Genomic DNA, 19,136 nt, shown 5'->3' on the forward strand with positions numbered 1-19,136 from the left:
CAACCAGCATCGGTGTCATCCCCTATGACAATCGTAAAGAAAATAGTACAGACTTTACACGCAAAATTTGTAAAAATGGTTTTTTGTCCATTACAGGCATTAGAATGTTATTGACCATTATCCGACAGAATGTCCTATGATCCGCATTCAAGCTATCCCGGCTTTTCAAGATAACTACATCTGGCTGCTCTCTGAAGATTGCAGTCAACAAAGTCTGGTCGTTGATCCGGGTGACGCTAGCGTGGTCGAGAAAGCACTGGATAGACTTGATCTGGAATTGTCGGGCATTTTGATTACCCATCATCACTGGGATCATACAAACGGCATAGAAAAGTTAACAAAAAACCGTAGCATTCCAGTCTATGGCCCTGATAATTCGGCAATTTCCGGCATTACCCACACCCTGGATGGCACAGAGACACTAGCAGTGCTCGGTACTGAATTCAGTATTTTGAAAACACCGGGACACACGCTCGATCATATTGCCTATTTCGCTAATCCTGATCAGGATGATCCCATTCTATTCTGTGGCGACACCCTCTTTTCAGCCGGCTGTGGCCGACTGTTTGAAGGGACTGCTGAACAAATGCAGAGCTCATTCAATAAACTCCGCGCTCTACCCGAAAACACCCGGGTATATTGTGCACACGAATACACTCTGGCAAATCTTGCCTTTGCCCAGACCGTTGAACCCGACAACCACTCTATTAAGGAGTATCGCAACAAAGTCATCCGGCTTCGCGAGCAGAACAGGCCAAGCCTGCCCTCTAGCCTCAAGCTGGAATTTACCATTAATCCATTCATGCGTACTGACCAGAATAGTGTCATTACTGCTGTTAAGGAGCACGCCCCAAATGCCCCTCTGTCAAACGATTCAGAGGTATTTGGAGCATTGCGTCATTGGAAGGATCACTTTTGATGACGATAACCCCTGTGTTCCTTCAAGATAAATATAGTTTTTATGTCTGAACCTTTGATTACAGAGCAAACGTCTGGTCGCTATACCGGACCTGAAGTTAAACCCCTGATTCGAGTCTTGAGTGCCGCCACACTCATAATGACTCTAACAAGCTGTCAGAGTCATTCTCCAGAGCAGGCAGGTACTCCACCAGTCAAAGTTGAGCAAAAAGTTGCCAAAGGGAAAACGGCCAAAAAAACACTTAAGGATCAGCTGGCCAAAAAACCATTGACCGACCTGTGGGATAGAACTCGTCGGGGTCTCGCTATGGACCTGGATAATAATCATCCCCGGGTATTGGCAGAATTACGCTGGTACAAGAAAAACCAGGGCTACTTTGACCGCGTTTCTGATCGCGCCAGTCCCTATTTCTATTTCATCCTGATAGAAGCTGAGAAACGTGGCGTCCCCCTGGAGCTGGCATTAATGCCCATAGTAGAGAGTGCCTTCGATCCATTTGCTTATTCCCATGCAGGGGCATCCGGCTTATGGCAATTCATGCCAGCTACCGGAGAACATTACGGACTGGAGCAGAACTGGTGGTATGACGGTCGTCGTGATGTGGTTGAGGCCACCCGTGCAGCTCTGGACTATATGGTCAGTCTGCACGAAATGTTTGACGACTGGGAATTAGCACTGGCTGCTTTCAACTCTGGGCCAGGGCGAGTCATGAATGCGGTCAACAAGAACGAAAGGCGGGGTAAATCCACCCGCTTCTGGCATCTTGACCTGCCAAGAGAAACCACCGCCTATGTTCCAAAGCTGATCGCCCTGGGCAAGATCGTTCGTGATCCGGCCAAATACGGTATCAAGCTAAAGTCAATTCCTAACAAACCTCATTTTGCCAAGGTTGAAACCGGTGGCCAGCTGGATATGGCCAAAGCGGCCAATTTGGCTGGCGTTACTCTGAATGAGTTATATCGCCTGAATCCCGGGATTAATCGCTGGTCCACCCCTCCTTCTGGTCCACACCACCTTCTGGTGCCTGTTGCCAAAGCCGAATCCTTCCGGACTGAACTGGCTCAATTGCCGGCGGAAAAACGTATGCAATGGCAGCGCTACTCAGTGAAGTCTGGTGATAGCCTGATCAGGATTGCCAATACTTTTAATACCAAGCCCGGGCTCATCAAGGAAGCGAACAAAATGGAAACAGACTTGATCCGGGTTGGTCAAAGTCTTTTAATTCCCGTCGCTGTCAAAGAGAAGGAAGAGTATGCCCTGACAGCGCCGCAGCGCCGTATTGCCAAGCAAAACACTCAGCGTGCCGGACGACACAAACTGAATCACTCTGTTAAATCCGGAGACAGCATCTGGAGCATAGCCAAAAAGTACAATACCGGTGTCCAGGAACTGGCTCGCTGGAACAGTATGTCACCCAGAGACAATCTCAGGATCGGACAGACACTGGTGGTGTGGACCAAAACCAATGCGCCCCAGGACGGTGTTGTTCGCAGGGTCAATTACAAGGTTCGCAATGGTGACTCCCTGTCCAGAATCGCTGACAAGTTCAATGTCGCCGTAGCCCAGATCAGAACCTGGAATACCTTTGACAGCAAATACCTGCAGCCTGGTCAACAATTGACTCTCTATGTTGATGTGACCCGCGCTTACGAATGATAAATTCATAATGCTCAGACCCGGTTTTGAACGGGTCTGATATTTTTCTCTATAAACCACTCCCCTATCCTGTCGATGCTATATTCATTCGGATTAACAATACCAGGAAGCATCATTGAAACGACTGACGCTCTCTCTTCTGCTCTATTGGCAGGGTATGCACGCAATAGCTGCGGGTGAGCAATGGCAACATTATCTGTCCATCATGGACAAGCCTCTGTATAAGAAAGATTTCAAACACTTCCGGTACGTCAATCCCGCAGCGCCCAAAGGTGGTCATCTGCGATTAGCAGCCCTTGGAACCTTTAATACACTGAATCCATACAGTGCCAGAGGAATAGCCCCCTCGCAGGCGAATAATACTTTCAGGTTTGGCTTTCTGGAGCTGAACGAACCCCTGATGGTGGGCACTGGTCCTTACGCCCCCTCCATGGAACATAAAAATACAGCCTATGGTTTAATCGCCGAAGCGGTAGCTTATGATACGGAAAAACATAAGCTCTCATTCAAGCTGAGAACAAATGCCCGTTTTCATGACCAGCATCCCATTACCACGGAAGATGTAGAGTTTTCCTATAAAATACTGCTGGAACACGGGCACCCAAACTTCAAACTGACACTAGAGCAAGTTGAACGCATCCAAATCGAAGATCACTACATTATCCACTTCTATCTGAAACCCTCATCCTCTAAAGCGCTCCCAATTAAACTCAGCGAGCTGCCTGTCTTACCAAAGCATTACTGGCAGAATCGTGATTTTGAAAAAACCACACTGGTCCCTCCCTTACTCAGTGGTCCTTATAAGATTTCCAGAGTCAAGCCGGGGTCAACGATCGTCTTTGAACGAGTGCCAGACTACTGGGGGGAAGATCTTCCCGTTAATAAGGGGCTTTATAATTTTGATAAAGTTACTCTGAATTTCTACCGTGACCGTCATGTCAGCTTTCAGGCTTTTAAGAACGGGGAGACCGATGTCCACTATGAAGGCGAGGCGAAAAACTGGGAAACAGCTTATGTCTTTCCAGCCATGCAACAAGGTAAGGCGACCAGACTGAACATTCCCGACAAGATGCATTATGGCAGAAGGTTCTTTGTCTTTAATCTCAGATCTCCACTGTTTCAGGATCGAAAAGTCAGGCAGGCTATCAGTCTGTTATTCGACTGGGAATGGTCTTCAGCAAACCTCTTCCATAACGCCTATGTCCGCACCACCAGTTTCTTTGGCGCCCATGAGAATAATACATCGGCGGTCCCGTCAGAGAGCGAGCAGGAACTGTTTAAAGCTTTTCAGTCGATAGTGCCACCGGGTCTCTATTCCCAACCTTTTGAACTCCCAAAAACAAACGGGGATGGGAATATCACAAGCCAGCGAAGACAGGCCCTGAAACTGCTAAAAGAGGTCGGCTGGCATTATCATCAGGGACAATTATTAAGCGCCCGGAATGAACCCTTTCACTTTACATTTATTCACTACTCAAAACTGGCTGATCGTTACATACTTCCTTTTGCGGCCAACCTTGCCAGCGTGGGAATCAAAATGGATTTTCGAGCCATAGACCTGAGCCAATATCAGCGAAGACTGCGTCAAAGGGATTTTGATATGGTTCAAACAACCCTGACGGTGCCTTTTCTTCCCGGCGAAGACCTTAAAGGGTTATTTCACTCGGAGTCTGCGGACACTGAAGGCAGCCGCAATCTGGCCGGGATTCATAACCCGGCCGTCGATGGCTTAATTGATCATGCGCTGTCAGCCAACACCGGAGAAGCTCTTTATACTGCTATGCAGGCTCTGAATCGTCTCTTGCTCTGGGAATATTACTTCATTCCCAACTGGCAGGGGCGTTTTATAAGAATCGCTCATTGGCAGCATGTGCAACCTCCTGACACTTTCCCACCCTTTGGTATTCGTCTCACTTCATGGTGGATGAAACCAGCCTCTAAAGCCCTTCAACAACAAGGAAAAAAATGACGATCAAACGATGGGCAATAACTCTTATGGCGCTGAACATTGCCTGGTTTTATCCTTCTGTACTGGCCAGTGTTCAGGAATCCTATCGCACAGGTCATGCCATCAGCCTGATCGGCACTCCCAAATATCCTGCCGACTTTCAACACTTTTCCTATGTCAATCCTGATGCTCCCCGTCAGGGTAAGGTCAGACTGGCGGTTCTAGGCACTTACGATACCTTTGATCTCTTAAGTTCCAAAGGTGTGCCTGCTGCCGTTGGTGGCTACATTTACGACAGCCTGATGTTTGCCAGCCGGGATGAGCCCGGCAGTCTTTATCCAATGATTGCCGAACGTATCGAATACCCGGATGATAATCGCTGGGTACGTTTCGTTATTAACCCGAAAGCCCGTTTTTCCGACGGCAACCCGATTACTGCCGAAACTGTGAGGGATACATTTTTTCAATATAAAAATGGCGACTTCTCCAACTTCAAGCTCCTGTTGAAGGATGTTAATCAAATAGAAGTTGAACCCGGAAACCGGGTAAAACTGACCCTGAATGTCCCCGAAGACAAAAAGCTGCCTTTTCGACTGGCCCAGCTACCCATAATTCACAGTAATTACTGGACAAAGTCTGAAGATGTTGACACTAAGATCCACATTCCTGTCAGCTCAGGGGCTTACAGCATCAAACACTATGAGCTTGGCCAGACCGTTTTTCTTGAGCGAAATGAGGATTACTGGGCTCAGAAGCTGCCTGTGAATATTGGCCGGAATAACTTTAAGCAGATCAGACTGGAGTATTTCAGGAACTCCACGCTCTCTCTCGAGGCTTTTCTCAGTGGACACTACGATATCCGGATAGAGAATCTGGCCAAAAACTGGACTTATGCCTATAAGGGTAAGGACCTGGAGAGCGGGAAAATCATCAAGAAAAATTACCCTCGCAAGAGCTTTCAGGTTCAGTCCTTTATCTTTAACAGTCGAAAATACCCTTTTAACGATCAACGGGTCAGAGAAGCCATCAGTCAGGGTTACGATGTAGCCTGGACCAACGCCAATCTTCTTTATGGAATTTATTCAGCGCCCGAAAGCCTGTTTGCCAACTCGGATTTTGCCCACTCAGGCATACCCGATAGAGCTGAAGCCCAACTGCTTGAACCTTATCGGGACATACTTCCTGAGAAGCTGTTTAAACAACCCTGGACTGGTGTACAAACAGATGGCACTGGCAATATCCGAAAACAGCTCAGTTATGCTAATAGACTTCTGAAACAGGCTGGCTGGGAACTCAAAAACGGCAAAAGGGTCAACAAGGAAACCGGTGAGCCACTCAGGTTCGAATTGATGCTGGCGGTGCCAGAACAGGAACGTGTTGCTATACCGTTCAAAAGTAATCTGGAAATGCTCGGCATTGAAATGCAGATCACCTCGCTGGATGTCTCTCAGTACATTCGAAGAGTGCGCAATCAGGATTATGATATGCTGCTCAGAACCTTCCACCAGCCCGATGTGCCTGGCAACGAACAAAGAGAATACTGGAGCAGCAGTACTGCCGATCAACAGGGCACGCAGAACCTCGCAGGTGTCAATCACCCTGCGGTTGACGCCATGATTGAGTCTATTATCAAGGCTGAATCCATCAACCAGTTGCAGGCCGCCACCAGAGCTATGGATCGCATCCTGCTCTGGGAAAATTACACCATTCCCCAGCTCTACCATCGTTACTGGCGGGTAGCATACAGAAGCCACTACAACTATCCTGACAACGGAGGTCTTTACGGCTCTGTGGACCTCAGCATCTGGTGGGAGAAAGAACCAAAATGAAACGCCTTGTTGCGGGAATATTTTTGATAGTAACGTCCTCTTTGGTATGGGGAGCAGAAAACATTCCTCTGAAGCATGCCATAAGTCTCTATGGTGAACCTAAGTACCATAAGGGTTTTGAACACTTTGACTATGCCAACCCGGACGCACCAAAAGGCGGTGAATTCAGACAGGCCGTGACCGGCCAGTTTGACAGTCTTACACCTTTTGTAGATCGCGGTTCAGCTGCGGCTGGCAGCGACTTGCTGTATGACAGCCTGCTGCAAAGATCCTGGGACGAGCCTTTAAGTAAATACGGTTTGATTGCCCAGTACATAGAATTGGACCCTGATAACCGCTGGGTTGCCTATCATATTAACCCCAAAGCTCACTTTAATGATGGCCATAAGGTGTCAGCCAGTGATGTAAAATTCTCGTTTGATCTTCTGAGGGAGAAAGGCTCAACGTTCTACCGCCACTTCTATGATGATATCGAGAAAGCTGAAGTCACAGCGCCTATGAGGGTACTATTTACCTTTAAAAACAACAAAAACCGGGAGCTGCCTCTAATCCTGGGGCAAATGCCTATACTTCCAGAACACTACTGGAAAGACAGACATTTTCCGCCCTCCGGATTTGAAGTCCCCGTCACCAGCGGTCCTTACCAAGTCGATAAAATCAATCCCGGACGATCCATCAGTTATAAAAGAGACGAAGATTACTGGGCACAAGACCTGGCTGTAAACCGGGGTCGGTATAATTTTGACCGCATGCTGTTCGAATATTACGGAAACGAATCTGTGCTGTTAGAAGCGATGTTCAGCAATCAATATGACTTCAGACTGATTACAGACCCAACCATCTGGAATACCCAGCTGAGCGAGAACCGAATTAAAAAATATCGTCTGGTACAAGAAGTCATAAAGAACCATAACCCCCAAACCCTGACGTTAGCCTACAATACCCGGCGACCTTTTCTAAAAGATGCCAGAGTCAGGGAAAGTCTGGGATATGCTTTTGATTTCAGGCAGATCAACGACCACCTTTTCTTTGGAATGTATCGACCTGCTGAAAGCTTTTTTGCAGGCTCTGAACTAGCAGCCAGTGGAATTCCCTCACCTGAAGAACTGAAATGGCTGAACCCCTTTCAGCAACAACTGCCTGAAGCCCTCTTCCATGAACCCTTCAAAGTACCTGATAGCCGACTGGCATCGGGCGACCGATTGAGTATGGCAAGCGCACTCAGGTTATTAAAACAGGCAGGCTGGGAAATAAAAGATAATCAACAAGTTAATGCCATGGGGGAACCACTGGTCCTGAACGCACTGGTAGCCACTGAAGAACATGAAAAAGTTCTGCTTTCCATCAAGGACGGTCTGAGTCGTCTTGGTATTACCTTAAATGTTCATCGTATAGACCCACTCCAGATGGTAGCCAGACTCCGTGAACTGGATTTTGAACTGGTACTGCATGTCTATCGACATACTGCATCACCAGGCACCGAACAGGTATCCTTCTGGGGATCGGAAACCGTTGATCAACCAGGAACCAGAAACCTGTCGGGTGTTCATTCACCGGTGGTCGATCACATAGCTCAATTGATTCCATCAGCCACCAGCCGTAAAGAACTGCTTTCAATGGTTCATGCCCTGGACAGAGTTCTGCTGTGGGGACACTACTCACTGCCTCTCTGGTACTCACCCTCCTGGAACGTTCTGTACCGGGATACTCTGAAGCATCCTGAGACGACGCCGCTTTATGCTCTTGACCTGAGTACATGGTGGTATCAAACGAATAAACCACCATCAGCCAGAGCTAATGCTGGTTCAATACTGAAGAAAGTAGATTAACCGCTTGGGAGACAGGGTACATTGCGATACTGACAATCAGGAACTCTCTGGTTACATGTTTGTAGGCGTTGATTCTGAAGCAACACAGGTATTTTAATTGCTTCAGATCAACTTTTACCGTCATCTAAAAGTATTAATGACCTTTTTATGATGAATTAGACCTTGCCTGTCAGGTTTGATAGGTGTTTACAATATTGTCAGAAATCGGAACAACTCCGCAAGAAGCAATACCTGTAGTCAGGGAGCCGACTATAGTTTTGAGGCAAAAGTTATAACAATGCGATCCAGGCTAACCATGAATCATACAGTGATGATAAAAAGATCGTTGAAGACAACGATTTTCCAGTCCCTCCCTATTGCGACCCTCTTGCTTTCCCTGTCTGTGATGCCTGTAACGGTAAAAGCAGAGGACGCAGTTAATAAACTCCCTTCCCTCTCGCTCTACGGCGACAGCAAATACTCAAAAGATTTCAAACATTTTGACTACGTGAATCCCGATGCACCCAAGGGTGGTACAATGCGGATGGCCAGCATGGGGACTTTTGACAGCCTGAATCCCTACATAGATAAGGGGACTCCCGCTGCTGGATTAGGCTTGATTTACGATACTCTGATGACCAGCAGTGCGGATGAACCTTTCTCCATGTACGCCCTGGTGGCTGAGTATGCAGAGCCCGCCGTTGATAACAGCGGCATCACTTTCCACTTGAATGCAAAAGCCCGGTTTCACGACGGACAGCCTGTAACTGCCGAAGATGTGGTTTACAGTTTTGAACTGCTCAGGGACAAAGGCTCACCGTTTTACCGGGCATATTACGGCGATATTGCCAAGGCTGAAGCCCTGTCCAAACGCAGTGTGCGCTTCGTTTTCAAACACAACCGTAATCCTGAACTTCCCCTGATCATTTCCCAACTCCCGGTTCTTCCAAAACACTTCTGGGAAAAAGAGTCGAATAACTTCGAAGAGGGCAACCTGACTCACCCTCTGGGCAGCGGACCATACAAAATTCGCTCTGCCGAGCCGGGTCGCAGTATTGTTTACGAGCGAGTTGCTGATTACTGGGGTAAGGATTTGCCGGTCAACAAAGGTCGCTATAACGTTGATGAACGTCGTTATGACTATTACCGGGATGCCAACGTATCACTGCAAGCATTGAAAGCCGGGGAATACGATCTCCGCTTTGAAAATATTGCCAGAAACTGGGCCACCGCCTATGACACTCCGGCAGTTAAAAAAGGTGACCTGATTCAGGAATCCATCCCAACCAAAGCCCCTCAGGGTATGCAGGGGTTTGTCTTTAACCTGCGCAGAGATATTTTCAAGGACGTCAGAGTTCGAAAAGCGTTGAATTACGCCATGGACTTCCAATGGCTTAACAAGAATCTGTTCTATAACAGTTACACCCGGACACAGAGTTATTTTGCCAACTCTGATATGGAAGCAACCGGCATTCCTGAAGGTAAAGAATTGGCCTACCTTGAGCCCTGGCGAGATCAACTCCCCGCCGAGTTATTTACCCAACCCTTCAAACTGCCCGTCACCGATGGCAGTGGCAGAATCCGCAATCAGCTGAGCGAAGCTCTGTCCCTGATGGAACAGGCGGGCTGGAAACTGGAAAATGGCTCGCTCCGGAAAAACGGCAAGCCCTTTGAATTCGAAATTCTTCTGTATGATTCAAGCATGGAGAAAGTGGCCCTGCCAATGAAGAAAAACCTTGAAGCCATGGGCATCGATGCCAACCTGCGAATCGTGGATATTTCACAATACATAAACCGCCTCAGAAGCTTCGACTTCGATATGCTGGTCAGTCGCATTCCCCAATCCAGTTCGCCCGGAAACGAGCAACGGGACTTCTGGGGCAGCGAATCAGCGGATCTGCCAGGCAGTCGAAACCTGATAGGGATTAAAAACCCGGTGGTTGATGGCCTGATCAGGGAATTAATCAATGCCGACTCCAGAGAGGATCTGGTCGCCGCCGTTAAGGCTCTGGATCGGGTGCTGCTCTGGAATCAATACATGATCCCCCAATGGTATCTGGCCAGTAACCGGGTTGCCTACTGGAAGCCCCTTAAACACCCTCTCAGCCGTCCTGATCAGGAACCTCTTTATCAGTTGGACCTGGACTCCTGGTGGATAGAACCGACAACCATCAGGGCTTCTTCAGACACGACCGCCGATGGCGAAGAAAAAAATGAAGAAAATAAAGGCATACCACTTTGGCCTGTCGGCATTCTACTGGTCATCCTGTTTCTGGGATGGGTCATCCGTCGTTCAAAACGTCGCAACTGAATTATGAAAAGCTATATTCTACGCCGTCTGGCGTTAATGATTCCGACACTGTTTGGCATCCTGCTTCTGAACTTTGTCATCATTCAGGCTGCACCGGGTGGCCCTGTTGAGCAAATGATTGCCAAACTGGAAGGTTTTGAAATCAATGCCACCAGTCGCATCGGAGGCTCCAGCAGTGCCGAGATTCAACAATTGAGTGTGGACGAATCCGGTGAGTATCGGGGACGGCGGGGACTGGACCCGGAACTCATCAAAGACATCGAAAAGCTTTACGGTTTTGACAAACCCGCCTACGAGCGCTTTTTACAAATGGTTGTCAACTACGCTCAATTTGAGTTTGGCGACTCCTTTTTCAGGGATGCGAAAGTCATTGATCTCATCAAGGAAAAGTTGCCTGTCTCAATCTCTCTGGGTTTATGGAGCACACTGCTGATCTATCTGATCTCCATTCCCATGGGCATTCGAAAAGCAATAAAGCACGGTAGCCACTTCGATGTCTGGACCAGCGCTGTTATTACCACAGGCTATGCCATTCCCAGCTTTCTGCTGGCCATCCTGCTTATTGTTCTGTTTGCCGGTGGCAGTTACTGGAACTTCTTCCCACTGCGTGGGTTAACTTCGGAAAACTTTGATCAGCTCAGTCTGATCGGCAAACTGGCAGACTACGCCTGGCATATGGTTCTCCCGGTTTTTTGCATTGTTATTGGTGGTTTTGCAACATTAACGATGCTGACCAAAAACTCTTTTCTCGATGAAATTCATCGCCAGTATGTGCAGACAGCCCGCGCCAAGGGTCTGGATGATAACCAGGTGCTGTACGGACATGTTTTCAGAAACGCCATGCTGCTGGTGATATCCGGATTTCCTGCGGCCCTGATTGGCATACTGTTCACCAGCTCATTGCTGATTGAAATTATTTTTTCACTGGATGGACTGGGCCTGCTCGGCTACGAAGCCGCCATTAATCGCGATTACCCTGTGGTCTTCGGATCCCTGTTTATCTTCACTCTCATAGGCATGGTGGTAAAACTGCTGGGAGATCTGACCTACATGCTGGTCGACCCAAGAATTGACTTCGAGGCGAGGGACTAATATGGCATCGTCTCAAAGCATAAAACCTTCCCGTATAAGCCCGCTCAACCGGCGACGCTGGCAAAGTTTCAAAAGTAATCGGCGGGGCTATTACTCACTCTGGATTTTCGGTTTCCTGTTTTTCACCACGTTATTTGCCGAGTTCATCGCCAATGACAAACCCCTTCTGGTGTATTTCAAGGGTGAAATCTATACCCCCATTTTACATATCTACCCTGAGACAACCTTTGGTGGTGAATTTGAGCTGGAAATGGATTACCGTCAGGACTACGCAAAAGAGTTGATCGAGCCCCATGGCTGGATGCTCTGGCCTCCCATCCATTACAGCTACGACACCATCAACTATGCCCGCGTTGCTCCGGCGCCTCCCACGCTCGAGAATCTGCTGGGCACCGATGATCAAGGCAGAGATGTGCTGGCAAGAGTCATTTATGGTTTCAGAATATCCGTGCTTTTTGGCCTGATTCTGACGCTGTTCAGCTCTGTCATAGGGGTTGCCGTCGGCGCCATACAGGGATTTTACGGCGGACGAACTGATCTTATAGGACAACGATTTATTGAAGTCTGGTCAGGTATGCCCAGTCTGTATCTGCTGATCATTCTTTCCAGTTTTGTCGAGCCCGGTTTCTGGTGGCTGCTGGGGATTATGCTGCTGTTTTCATGGATGGCACTGGTGGATGTCGTCCGTGCTGAATTTCTGCGTGGTCGAAACCTTGAATATGTCCGTGCAGCCAGAGCCCTGGGGATGACCGATAGCCGATTGATGTTTCGTCACATTCTGCCCAACGCCATGATTGCAACAGTCACCTTTATGCCCTTTATTCTGACCGGAGCCATCACCACCCTGACTTCTCTGGACTTCCTGGGTTTTGGTCTGCCAGCCGGATCACCTTCACTGGGTGAGCTGATCGCCCAGGGTAAGAACAATCTTCAAGCGCCATGGCTGGGCATTACAGCCTTCATGGTAATGTCAGTGATGCTGACCCTGCTGGTGTTTATCGGGGAAGCCACCCGCGACGCTCTGGATCCACGCAAATACGTTACAGGTCACTAAGCGATGACAAGTTCCCTGCTCCAAATCAAAGACCTGAAAGTCCGCTTCAACCAGAGCGGTGGCAGCAGCGATGCGGTAAAAAACGTCAGTTTTGAACTGTTTCCCGGAGAGACGCTGGGTCTGGTGGGTGAGTCCGGCTCAGGTAAATCCATTACAGCTCTGAGCATACTGCAACTGCTTCCTGAAAATGCCAGTCACCAGGGCGAGATAGTGTTTGCTGGCAAAAACCTGTTGGCTCTGTCAGAAAGAGAAATGCGAGGCGTTCGGGGTCATCAGATTGGTATGATTTTCCAGGAGCCCATGACCGCTCTCAATCCACTGCATACCATAGAGAAGCAGATCTGCGAAGTTCTCAGTCTGCATCTGGGAATGCGCCCTCAATCTGCCAGTCAGCGGGCTTTGGAGCTGCTTGAACTGGTGGGCATTCAGGAGCCCGCCAAAAAGCTTTCAGCCTATCCTCACGAATTGTCCGGTGGCCAGCGCCAAAGAGCCATGATTGCCATGGCGCTGGCCTGCGAGCCAAAGGTCCTTATCGCTGATGAGCCCACCACGGCACTGGATGTCACCGTCCAGAGGCAAATCCTGACACTGTTGGCAGAGTTGCAGCAGAAAATGGGTATGGCTATTTTATTTATCAGCCATGACCTCAACCTGATCCATCATGTTTCCCATCGAATTTGCGTCATGAAAGATGGAGAACTGGTGGAAACCGGTGCCACAGAAGCGGTTTTTAATCAGCCAAAACATCCTTATACGAGAGAGCTGCTCAATGCTGAGCCTTCAGGGGCTCCTGCTCCTGTCTCTGATGAGCAACATAAGGTTATCGAAGGACAGGACATCAGGGTCTGGTTTCCAGTCAAAGCCGGATTCTTTCGAAGAACGGTTGACCATATCAAAGCCGTCACCGATCTTTCCATCTCAGTTGCAAAAGGTGAAACACTGGGTATTGTCGGTGAATCCGGTTCTGGAAAAACCACATTGGGCATGGCCCTGCTGAAGTTGCAGGAAAGTCAGGGTCAGATCTACTTTGAAGGTGAAGCCCTCCACCTCCTGAACCAGAAACAGTGTCGTCCATACCGACGACAGATGCAGGTTGTTTTTCAGGACCCCTATGGCAGTCTGAGTCCGAGAATGACCATAGCCGATATCATTGGCGAAGGACTCGATATCCACCAGCTGGCCAGCAACAGTGAACGGGACCATCTGATCATAAAAGCCATGACAGAAGTCGGTCTTAACCCTCAATGGCGGCACCGTTATCCCCATGAGTTTTCTGGCGGACAGAGACAGCGTATTGCCATAGCCAGGGCCCTGGTTCTGAAACCCGGGCTGATTATTCTTGATGAGCCCACTTCGGCGCTGGACAGGACTGTCCAGTCTCAGGTGATTGAGCTGTTGAGAGACCTGCAGAAAAAATACAACCTGAGCTATATTTTTATCAGCCATGACCTTGCTGTAGTGAAAGCTATGAGCCACAGGATTCTGGTGATGAAAGACGGTGAGATTATTGAGCAGGGATCAACTGAACAGATCTTTCACCATCCGCAAACAGGATACACCCGCGAGCTGCTTGAAGCCGCCTTCGAAAGTCATCAGCGGCGCTGATTCCTGACAGGAAAAACAGTCTGCATTCTGAGAGTATTTCATCGTTCTTTTATGAAGAAGATGAAATACTTCACTCCCTGATTCATTGTCATCACTGGCTTTTCAACTATCTTCACTTCACCTGCAGACGAATCCCGTCGGAGTAAGCAGCATGTCCCTGTTTGAACATTACCAGCAAAGATATGACCTGACCCAGGAAGAAGAGATGAGCCTTCAGGCTTTCCTGGAACTGTGCAAGAATGAACCCGGAACCTACGCCAGCGCCGCCGAGCGTATTCTTGAGGCCATTGGTGAGCCGGAGCTTATCGATACTTCCAGAAACCCGAGGCTCAGCAGAATTTTCTCCAATAAGCTGATCAAACGATATCCGGCGTTTGATGGCTTCTTTGGTATGGAAGAAGCCATTGAACAGATTGTTTCTTACTTCCAGTACGCCGCCCAGGGACTGGAAGAGAAAAAGCAGATTCTCTACCTGCTTGGCCCGGTGGGCGGTGGTAAGTCGTCTCTGGCAGAAAAACTGAAAGAACTGATAGAAAAAGTGCCCTTCTATGCCATCAAGGGGTCACCGGTGTTCGAATCACCGCTGGGTCTTTTCAACCCGGAGCAGGACGGAGAGCTGCTGGCGAAAGAATTCGGTATACCCGGTCGCTGTCTGCGCTACATTATGTCCCCATGGGCTGTTAAGCGCCTTGAGGAATACAAGGGTGATATTACCCGATTCAGAGTCGTCAAACTCTACCCTGACCGACTGAAGCAGATTGCCGTTGCCAAAACCGAACCCGGCGATGAAAACAATCAGGATATTTCCAGTCTGGTAGGCAAGGTAGATATACGACAACTGGAAGAGTATTCCCAGGATGATCCGGATGCCTATAGCTTCTCGGGGGCGCTCTGCAGAGCCAACCAGGGCGTTATGGAATTTGTCGAAATGTTCAAGGCGCCCATCAAGGTACTCCACCCTTTACTGACAGCCACCCAGGAAGGGAATTACAACAGCACAGAAGGTCTTGGCTCCATTCCTTACGAAGGCATTATTCTTGCTCACTCGAACGAATCGGAGTGGCAGGCATTCAGAAACAACAAAACCAATGAAGCTTTTATTGATCGCGTCAATATAATCAAAGTGCCCTACTGCACCCGTATGAGTGAAGAGATAAAAATTTATCAGAAGTTACTTGAGCACAGCTCTCTGAACAAGGCCCCCTGTGCCCCGGACACATTGCGGATGCTTGCTCAATTCAGCGTTTTGTCGCGAATTGTTGATCCGGAGAATTCTTCCATTTACTCGAAGATGCGGGTTTATGACGGCGAGAATCTCAAAGACACCGATCCCAACGCCAAATCGCTCCAGGAATACAAGGATGCCGCTGGCGTTGACGAGGGCATGGAAGGATTATCAACTCGTTTTGCTTTCAAGATTCTCTCAAAGGTCTTTAATTTTGACCCTACCGAAATAGCGGCCAACCCGGTTCACCTGTTGTACGTTCTTGAACAGCAGATTGAGCAACAACAGTTCCCTGATGCCTTGGAAGAACGATACATCGGCTTTCTCAAGGAGTATCTGACGCCGAGATACGTTGAGTTTCTGGGTAAGGAAATCCAGACGGCCTATCTGGAGTCTTATTCTGAGTACGGCCAGAACATATTTGATCGCTATATTACCTACGCGGATTTCTGGATTCAGGATCAGGAGTTCAGAGACCCGGATACCGGACAGATTCTTGACCGTAAGGCACTGAATGATGAGCTGGAAAAAATTGAGAAGCCAGCAGGCATAGCCAACCCGAAAGACTTTCGCAATGAGGTGGTGAATTTTGTGCTCAGGGCCAGGGCCGACATGCAGGGCAAGAATCCCATCTGGCTCAGTTACGAGAAGATGAGAGCCGTGATTGAGAAAAAGATGTTCTCCAACACCGAAGATCTGCTGCCGGTCATCTCATTCAATGCCAAGGCTTCTCATGACGACCAGAAGAAACATGCCGACTTTGTAGACCGCATGGTCCAGCATGGCTACACCGAAAAGCAGGTCAGGCTGCTGTCTGAATGGTACATCAGGGTCAGAAAGTCCCAGTAGCCCAGCAAGTGACCGCCATGAGTATCATCATTGATCGACGCCTGAACAGTGGCAAAAAAAGTACCGTTAACCGTCAACGCTTTCTGCGACGGTACAAAAACACCATCAAAGAGTCTGTAAAGGAGCAAATCAACCAACGCTCGATTACCGATATGGAGCGTGGTACGGATGTCGCTATTCCCAGGAAGGATGTATCAGAACCGGTCTTTCATCATGGCGATAATGGTCGCAGACAACATGTTCATCCCGGCAACAAAGAGTTCCACTCAGGTGACAGGTTCAAGCGCCCAGAGGGTAGTCAGAGTCAGGGCGCAGGTGAAGGCGAAGCCAGTCATCAGGGTTCGGGCATTGATGACTTTGTCTTCCAGATCAACCGGGATGAATTTCTTCAGTATCTCTTTGAAGATCTGAAGCTGCCCAATCTGATCAGGAAAAACCTGATGGACACCACCGAATACTCTCTCAGGCGCGCCGGATTCACCCTGTTTGGCTCTCCTGACCGGTTGAATGTCGTGCGTTCACTCAGGGCCGCTAATGCCCGCAGAATTGCCCTTTTTGGCAAGGAACGCAAATTGATCAGGGAGTTGAAGCGTCAACTCAGGGAGCTTGAGGTACAACCGGGTGGTCGTGACAGGGAGAAGGAAGAGGCGCTTCGCCATCAAATCACTGAATTGAACAAAAAGCTGCGTCGGTTGCCGTTTATTGACGACTTTGATCTGCGCTTTAACAATCTGGTGAGGGTGCCACAACCTTCCAGCAAAGCCGTTATGATCTGTATCATGGATGTCTCGGGTTCCATGACCCGGGAGATCAAGGATATCGCCAAGCGGTTTTTTCTTTTGCTTTACCTGTTTCTGGAAAGAAATTATGAAGCCACTGAAGTGGTTTTTATAAGACATCATTCCCAAGCACGAGAATGTAACGAACAGGATTTTTTTTACGCCAGAGAAACGGGAGGTACCATTGTCTCTTCAGCACTGGTGCTAGCCAGGCAGATCATTGATGATCGTTATCCATCGGCAAAATGGAATATTTATGTTGCTCAGGCCTCAGATGGCGATAACTGGGACAGCGATAACCCACTCTGTCATGACGCCATTACCCGGAAGCTTCTGCCTCTGGTCCAGTATTTCGCCTACGTAGAAATCGCCAACCGGCATCAGAACCTCTGGCATACCTACAAAGACATCGAAAAAAACTTCAGTGAACAGTTTGCCCAGCAGCAGATTCGTGACCAGAGCAATATCTATCCGGTCTTCCGACGTCTTTTCGAAAAGAAAGTGGAATAGCCATGACTCGCCAGTACCTTTCAACCGGTTCCGAATGGACCTTCGAATTGCTTCATGCTTATGACAGGGCCATTGGTCAGCTGGCAGAAAAATTTAAGCTTGATACTTACCCGAACCAGATCGAAGTCATTAATTCGGAACAGATGATTGATGCCTACGCTTCAGTAGGCATGCCCCTGATGTACCATCACTGGAGTTTTGGCAAAAAATTTCTCACCAACCTTCAAAACTATCAGCGCGGCCACATGGGCCTGGCCTATGAAATCGTCATAAACTCTAACCCCTGCATTGCCTACCTGATGGAAGAAAATTCCATGGCCATGCAGGCGCTGGTGATTGCCCATGCCTGTTATGGTCACAACTCTTTTTTCAAAGGCAACTACCTCTTTCGCCAGTGGACCAATGCAGACTCGATTGTCGATTATTTATTGTTTGCCAGGAACTACATTTATCAGTGCGAAGAGAAATACAGTGTGGATGCCGTTGAAGAGATGCTTGATGCTTGTCATGCGCTGATGAACCAGGGGGTCAATCGATATATGCGCCCTTCTGCTATTTCTGCAGAAATGGAAAAAAATCAGGCACGGGAAAGAGAAGAATATATCCAGAGAAATATCAATGACCTCTGGCGTACGGTCCCGACCAAAAAGGAAGACCCTGCCAAATTGAGAAGACGTTTCCCTCCGGAGCCGGAAGAAAACATTCTCTACTTTATTGAAAAAAACGCCCCACTGTTAAAAACCTGGCAGCGGGAACTGATTCGAATTGTCCGTAAGATAGCCCAGTATTTTTATCCTCAGCGACAGACCCAGGTCATGAATGAAGGCTGGGCCAGCTTCTGGCATTACACACTGATGCATCAGCTCTTCCGGGAAGGTCTGATAAACGAAGGCTACATACTCGAGTTTCTGCATTCCCACAGTAATGTCGTGTTTCAGCCGGATTTTGATGATCCACGCTATTCCGGCATTAATCCTTATACCCTGGGCTTTAATATCTACCGGGACATTCGCCGGATATGCGAGCACCCTACTGAAGAGGACCGGCTCTGGTTTCCTGACCTGGCGGGCAGTGACTGGCTGAAAGCTATCCATCACGCCATGGTTCAATACAAGGACGAGAGTTTTATACTCCAGTTCCTTTCACCCAAAGTGATGCGGGATATGAAGTTATTTTGCATTGATGACGACCACAAAAAAGCCTTCCTGGAAGTCAGCGCCATACACGATGAGTCAGGTTACAAAGCACTCAGGGAGGCATTGTCCAATCAATACAATCTGGGTAATCAGGAGCCTAATATCCAGGTTTATGATGTTGATGTAAGAGGAGACCGCTCGCTGACCCTGATTCATTCCATGCACCTAGGTCAGAACCTTCACGCAGGAACTGCTATGGAAATTCTCAAACACCTGCACCTGCTATGGGGGTTTGACGTACGGTTGAATTCCGTGGACGCTAAAGGTGTGGTACAGCACAGTTACTGTACCTCGGAAATACACTGCACCCCCTGAAAAAACTCATCAGATGAGCTTTTTCAGGACGATAGACTAA

Annotated in this window: 12 protein-coding genes; all 12 read left to right on the plus strand. The window is 48.5% G+C overall.

The window, feature by feature from the left end:
* The first annotated feature begins 136 nt into the window (after window positions 1–136).
* On the plus strand, window positions 137–919 hold the full coding sequence (gene gloB / locus ACOJUO_RS20305; protein ID WP_422137950.1) for a hydroxyacylglutathione hydrolase: 783 nt from the start codon (window positions 137–139) through the stop codon (window positions 917–919).
* Between the two features lie 42 nt (window positions 920–961).
* The gene (locus tag ACOJUO_RS20310) at window positions 962–2,575 is read left to right on the plus strand and encodes a LysM peptidoglycan-binding domain-containing protein (protein ID WP_422137951.1); all 1,614 of its coding nucleotides are present in this window, start codon (window positions 962–964) and stop codon (window positions 2,573–2,575) included.
* Window positions 2,576–2,690: 115 nt separating this feature from the next.
* Complete coding sequence (locus tag ACOJUO_RS20315) at window positions 2,691–4,544, plus strand: extracellular solute-binding protein (RefSeq protein ID WP_422137952.1); 1,854 nt, start codon at window positions 2,691–2,693, stop codon at window positions 4,542–4,544.
* Complete coding sequence (locus tag ACOJUO_RS20320; RefSeq protein WP_422137953.1) at window positions 4,541–6,352, plus strand: extracellular solute-binding protein; 1,812 nt, start codon at window positions 4,541–4,543, stop codon at window positions 6,350–6,352. The genes ACOJUO_RS20315 and ACOJUO_RS20320 overlap by 4 nt, the downstream gene beginning before the upstream one ends.
* On the plus strand, window positions 6,349–8,181 hold the full coding sequence (locus ACOJUO_RS20325) for an extracellular solute-binding protein (RefSeq protein ID WP_422137954.1): 1,833 nt from the start codon (window positions 6,349–6,351) through the stop codon (window positions 8,179–8,181). Before ACOJUO_RS20320 ends, ACOJUO_RS20325 begins: the two co-directional genes overlap by 4 nt.
* Before the next feature lie 277 nt (window positions 8,182–8,458).
* Window positions 8,459–10,471 carry an extracellular solute-binding protein gene (locus tag ACOJUO_RS20330; protein ID WP_422137955.1) on the plus strand — a complete coding sequence of 671 codons (2,013 nt, stop codon included), beginning with the start codon at window positions 8,459–8,461 and terminating at the stop codon, window positions 10,469–10,471.
* Window positions 10,472–10,474: 3 nt separating this feature from the next.
* The gene (locus ACOJUO_RS20335; RefSeq protein ID WP_422133749.1) at window positions 10,475–11,563 is read left to right on the plus strand and encodes a microcin C ABC transporter permease YejB; all 1,089 of its coding nucleotides are present in this window, start codon (window positions 10,475–10,477) and stop codon (window positions 11,561–11,563) included.
* Window position 11,564: 1 nt separating this feature from the next.
* A complete protein-coding gene (locus tag ACOJUO_RS20340; RefSeq protein ID WP_422133750.1) occupies window positions 11,565–12,617 on the plus strand; it encodes an ABC transporter permease in 1,053 nt (350 codons plus the stop codon).
* Between the two features lie 3 nt (window positions 12,618–12,620).
* Window positions 12,621–14,222 (plus strand): ABC transporter ATP-binding protein, encoded by a 1,602-nt coding sequence (locus ACOJUO_RS20345; protein ID WP_422137956.1) that lies wholly within the window; start codon window positions 12,621–12,623, stop codon window positions 14,220–14,222.
* Window positions 14,223–14,373: 151 nt separating this feature from the next.
* On the plus strand, window positions 14,374–16,296 hold the full coding sequence (locus ACOJUO_RS20350) for a PrkA family serine protein kinase (RefSeq protein WP_422137957.1): 1,923 nt from the start codon (window positions 14,374–14,376) through the stop codon (window positions 16,294–16,296).
* Window positions 16,297–16,313: 17 nt separating this feature from the next.
* A complete protein-coding gene (locus ACOJUO_RS20355) occupies window positions 16,314–17,585 on the plus strand; it encodes a YeaH/YhbH family protein (protein ID WP_422137958.1) in 1,272 nt (423 codons plus the stop codon).
* Between the two features lie 2 nt (window positions 17,586–17,587).
* On the plus strand, window positions 17,588–19,096 hold the full coding sequence (locus ACOJUO_RS20360) for a SpoVR family protein (RefSeq protein WP_422133754.1): 1,509 nt from the start codon (window positions 17,588–17,590) through the stop codon (window positions 19,094–19,096).
* Window positions 19,097–19,136 lie beyond the last annotated feature (40 nt).

Source organism: Endozoicomonas sp. ALC020 (assembly GCF_049275935.1).
GTDB lineage: Bacteria > Pseudomonadota > Gammaproteobacteria > Pseudomonadales > Endozoicomonadaceae > Endozoicomonas_A.

What these genes read in the sequence shown, in the direction of transcription:
- gloB (WP_422137950.1), top strand. Translation starts at nt 137, where the DNA reads ATGATCCGCATTCAAGCTATCCCGGCTTTTCAAGATAACTACATCTGG.
- ACOJUO_RS20310 (WP_422137951.1), top strand. Translation starts at nt 962, where the DNA reads ATGTCTGAACCTTTGATTACAGAGCAAACGTCTGGTCGCTATACCGGA.
- ACOJUO_RS20320 (WP_422137953.1), top strand. Translation starts at nt 4,541, where the DNA reads ATGACGATCAAACGATGGGCAATAACTCTTATGGCGCTGAACATTGCC.
- ACOJUO_RS20325 (WP_422137954.1), top strand. Translation starts at nt 6,349, where the DNA reads ATGAAACGCCTTGTTGCGGGAATATTTTTGATAGTAACGTCCTCTTTG.
- ACOJUO_RS20330 (WP_422137955.1), top strand. Translation starts at nt 8,459, where the DNA reads ATGCGATCCAGGCTAACCATGAATCATACAGTGATGATAAAAAGATCG.
- ACOJUO_RS20335 (WP_422133749.1), top strand. Translation starts at nt 10,475, where the DNA reads ATGAAAAGCTATATTCTACGCCGTCTGGCGTTAATGATTCCGACACTG.
- ACOJUO_RS20340 (WP_422133750.1), top strand. Translation starts at nt 11,565, where the DNA reads ATGGCATCGTCTCAAAGCATAAAACCTTCCCGTATAAGCCCGCTCAAC.
- ACOJUO_RS20345 (WP_422137956.1), top strand. Translation starts at nt 12,621, where the DNA reads ATGACAAGTTCCCTGCTCCAAATCAAAGACCTGAAAGTCCGCTTCAAC.
- ACOJUO_RS20350 (WP_422137957.1), top strand. Translation starts at nt 14,374, where the DNA reads ATGTCCCTGTTTGAACATTACCAGCAAAGATATGACCTGACCCAGGAA.
- ACOJUO_RS20355 (WP_422137958.1), top strand. Translation starts at nt 16,314, where the DNA reads ATGAGTATCATCATTGATCGACGCCTGAACAGTGGCAAAAAAAGTACC.
- ACOJUO_RS20360 (WP_422133754.1), top strand. Translation starts at nt 17,588, where the DNA reads ATGACTCGCCAGTACCTTTCAACCGGTTCCGAATGGACCTTCGAATTG.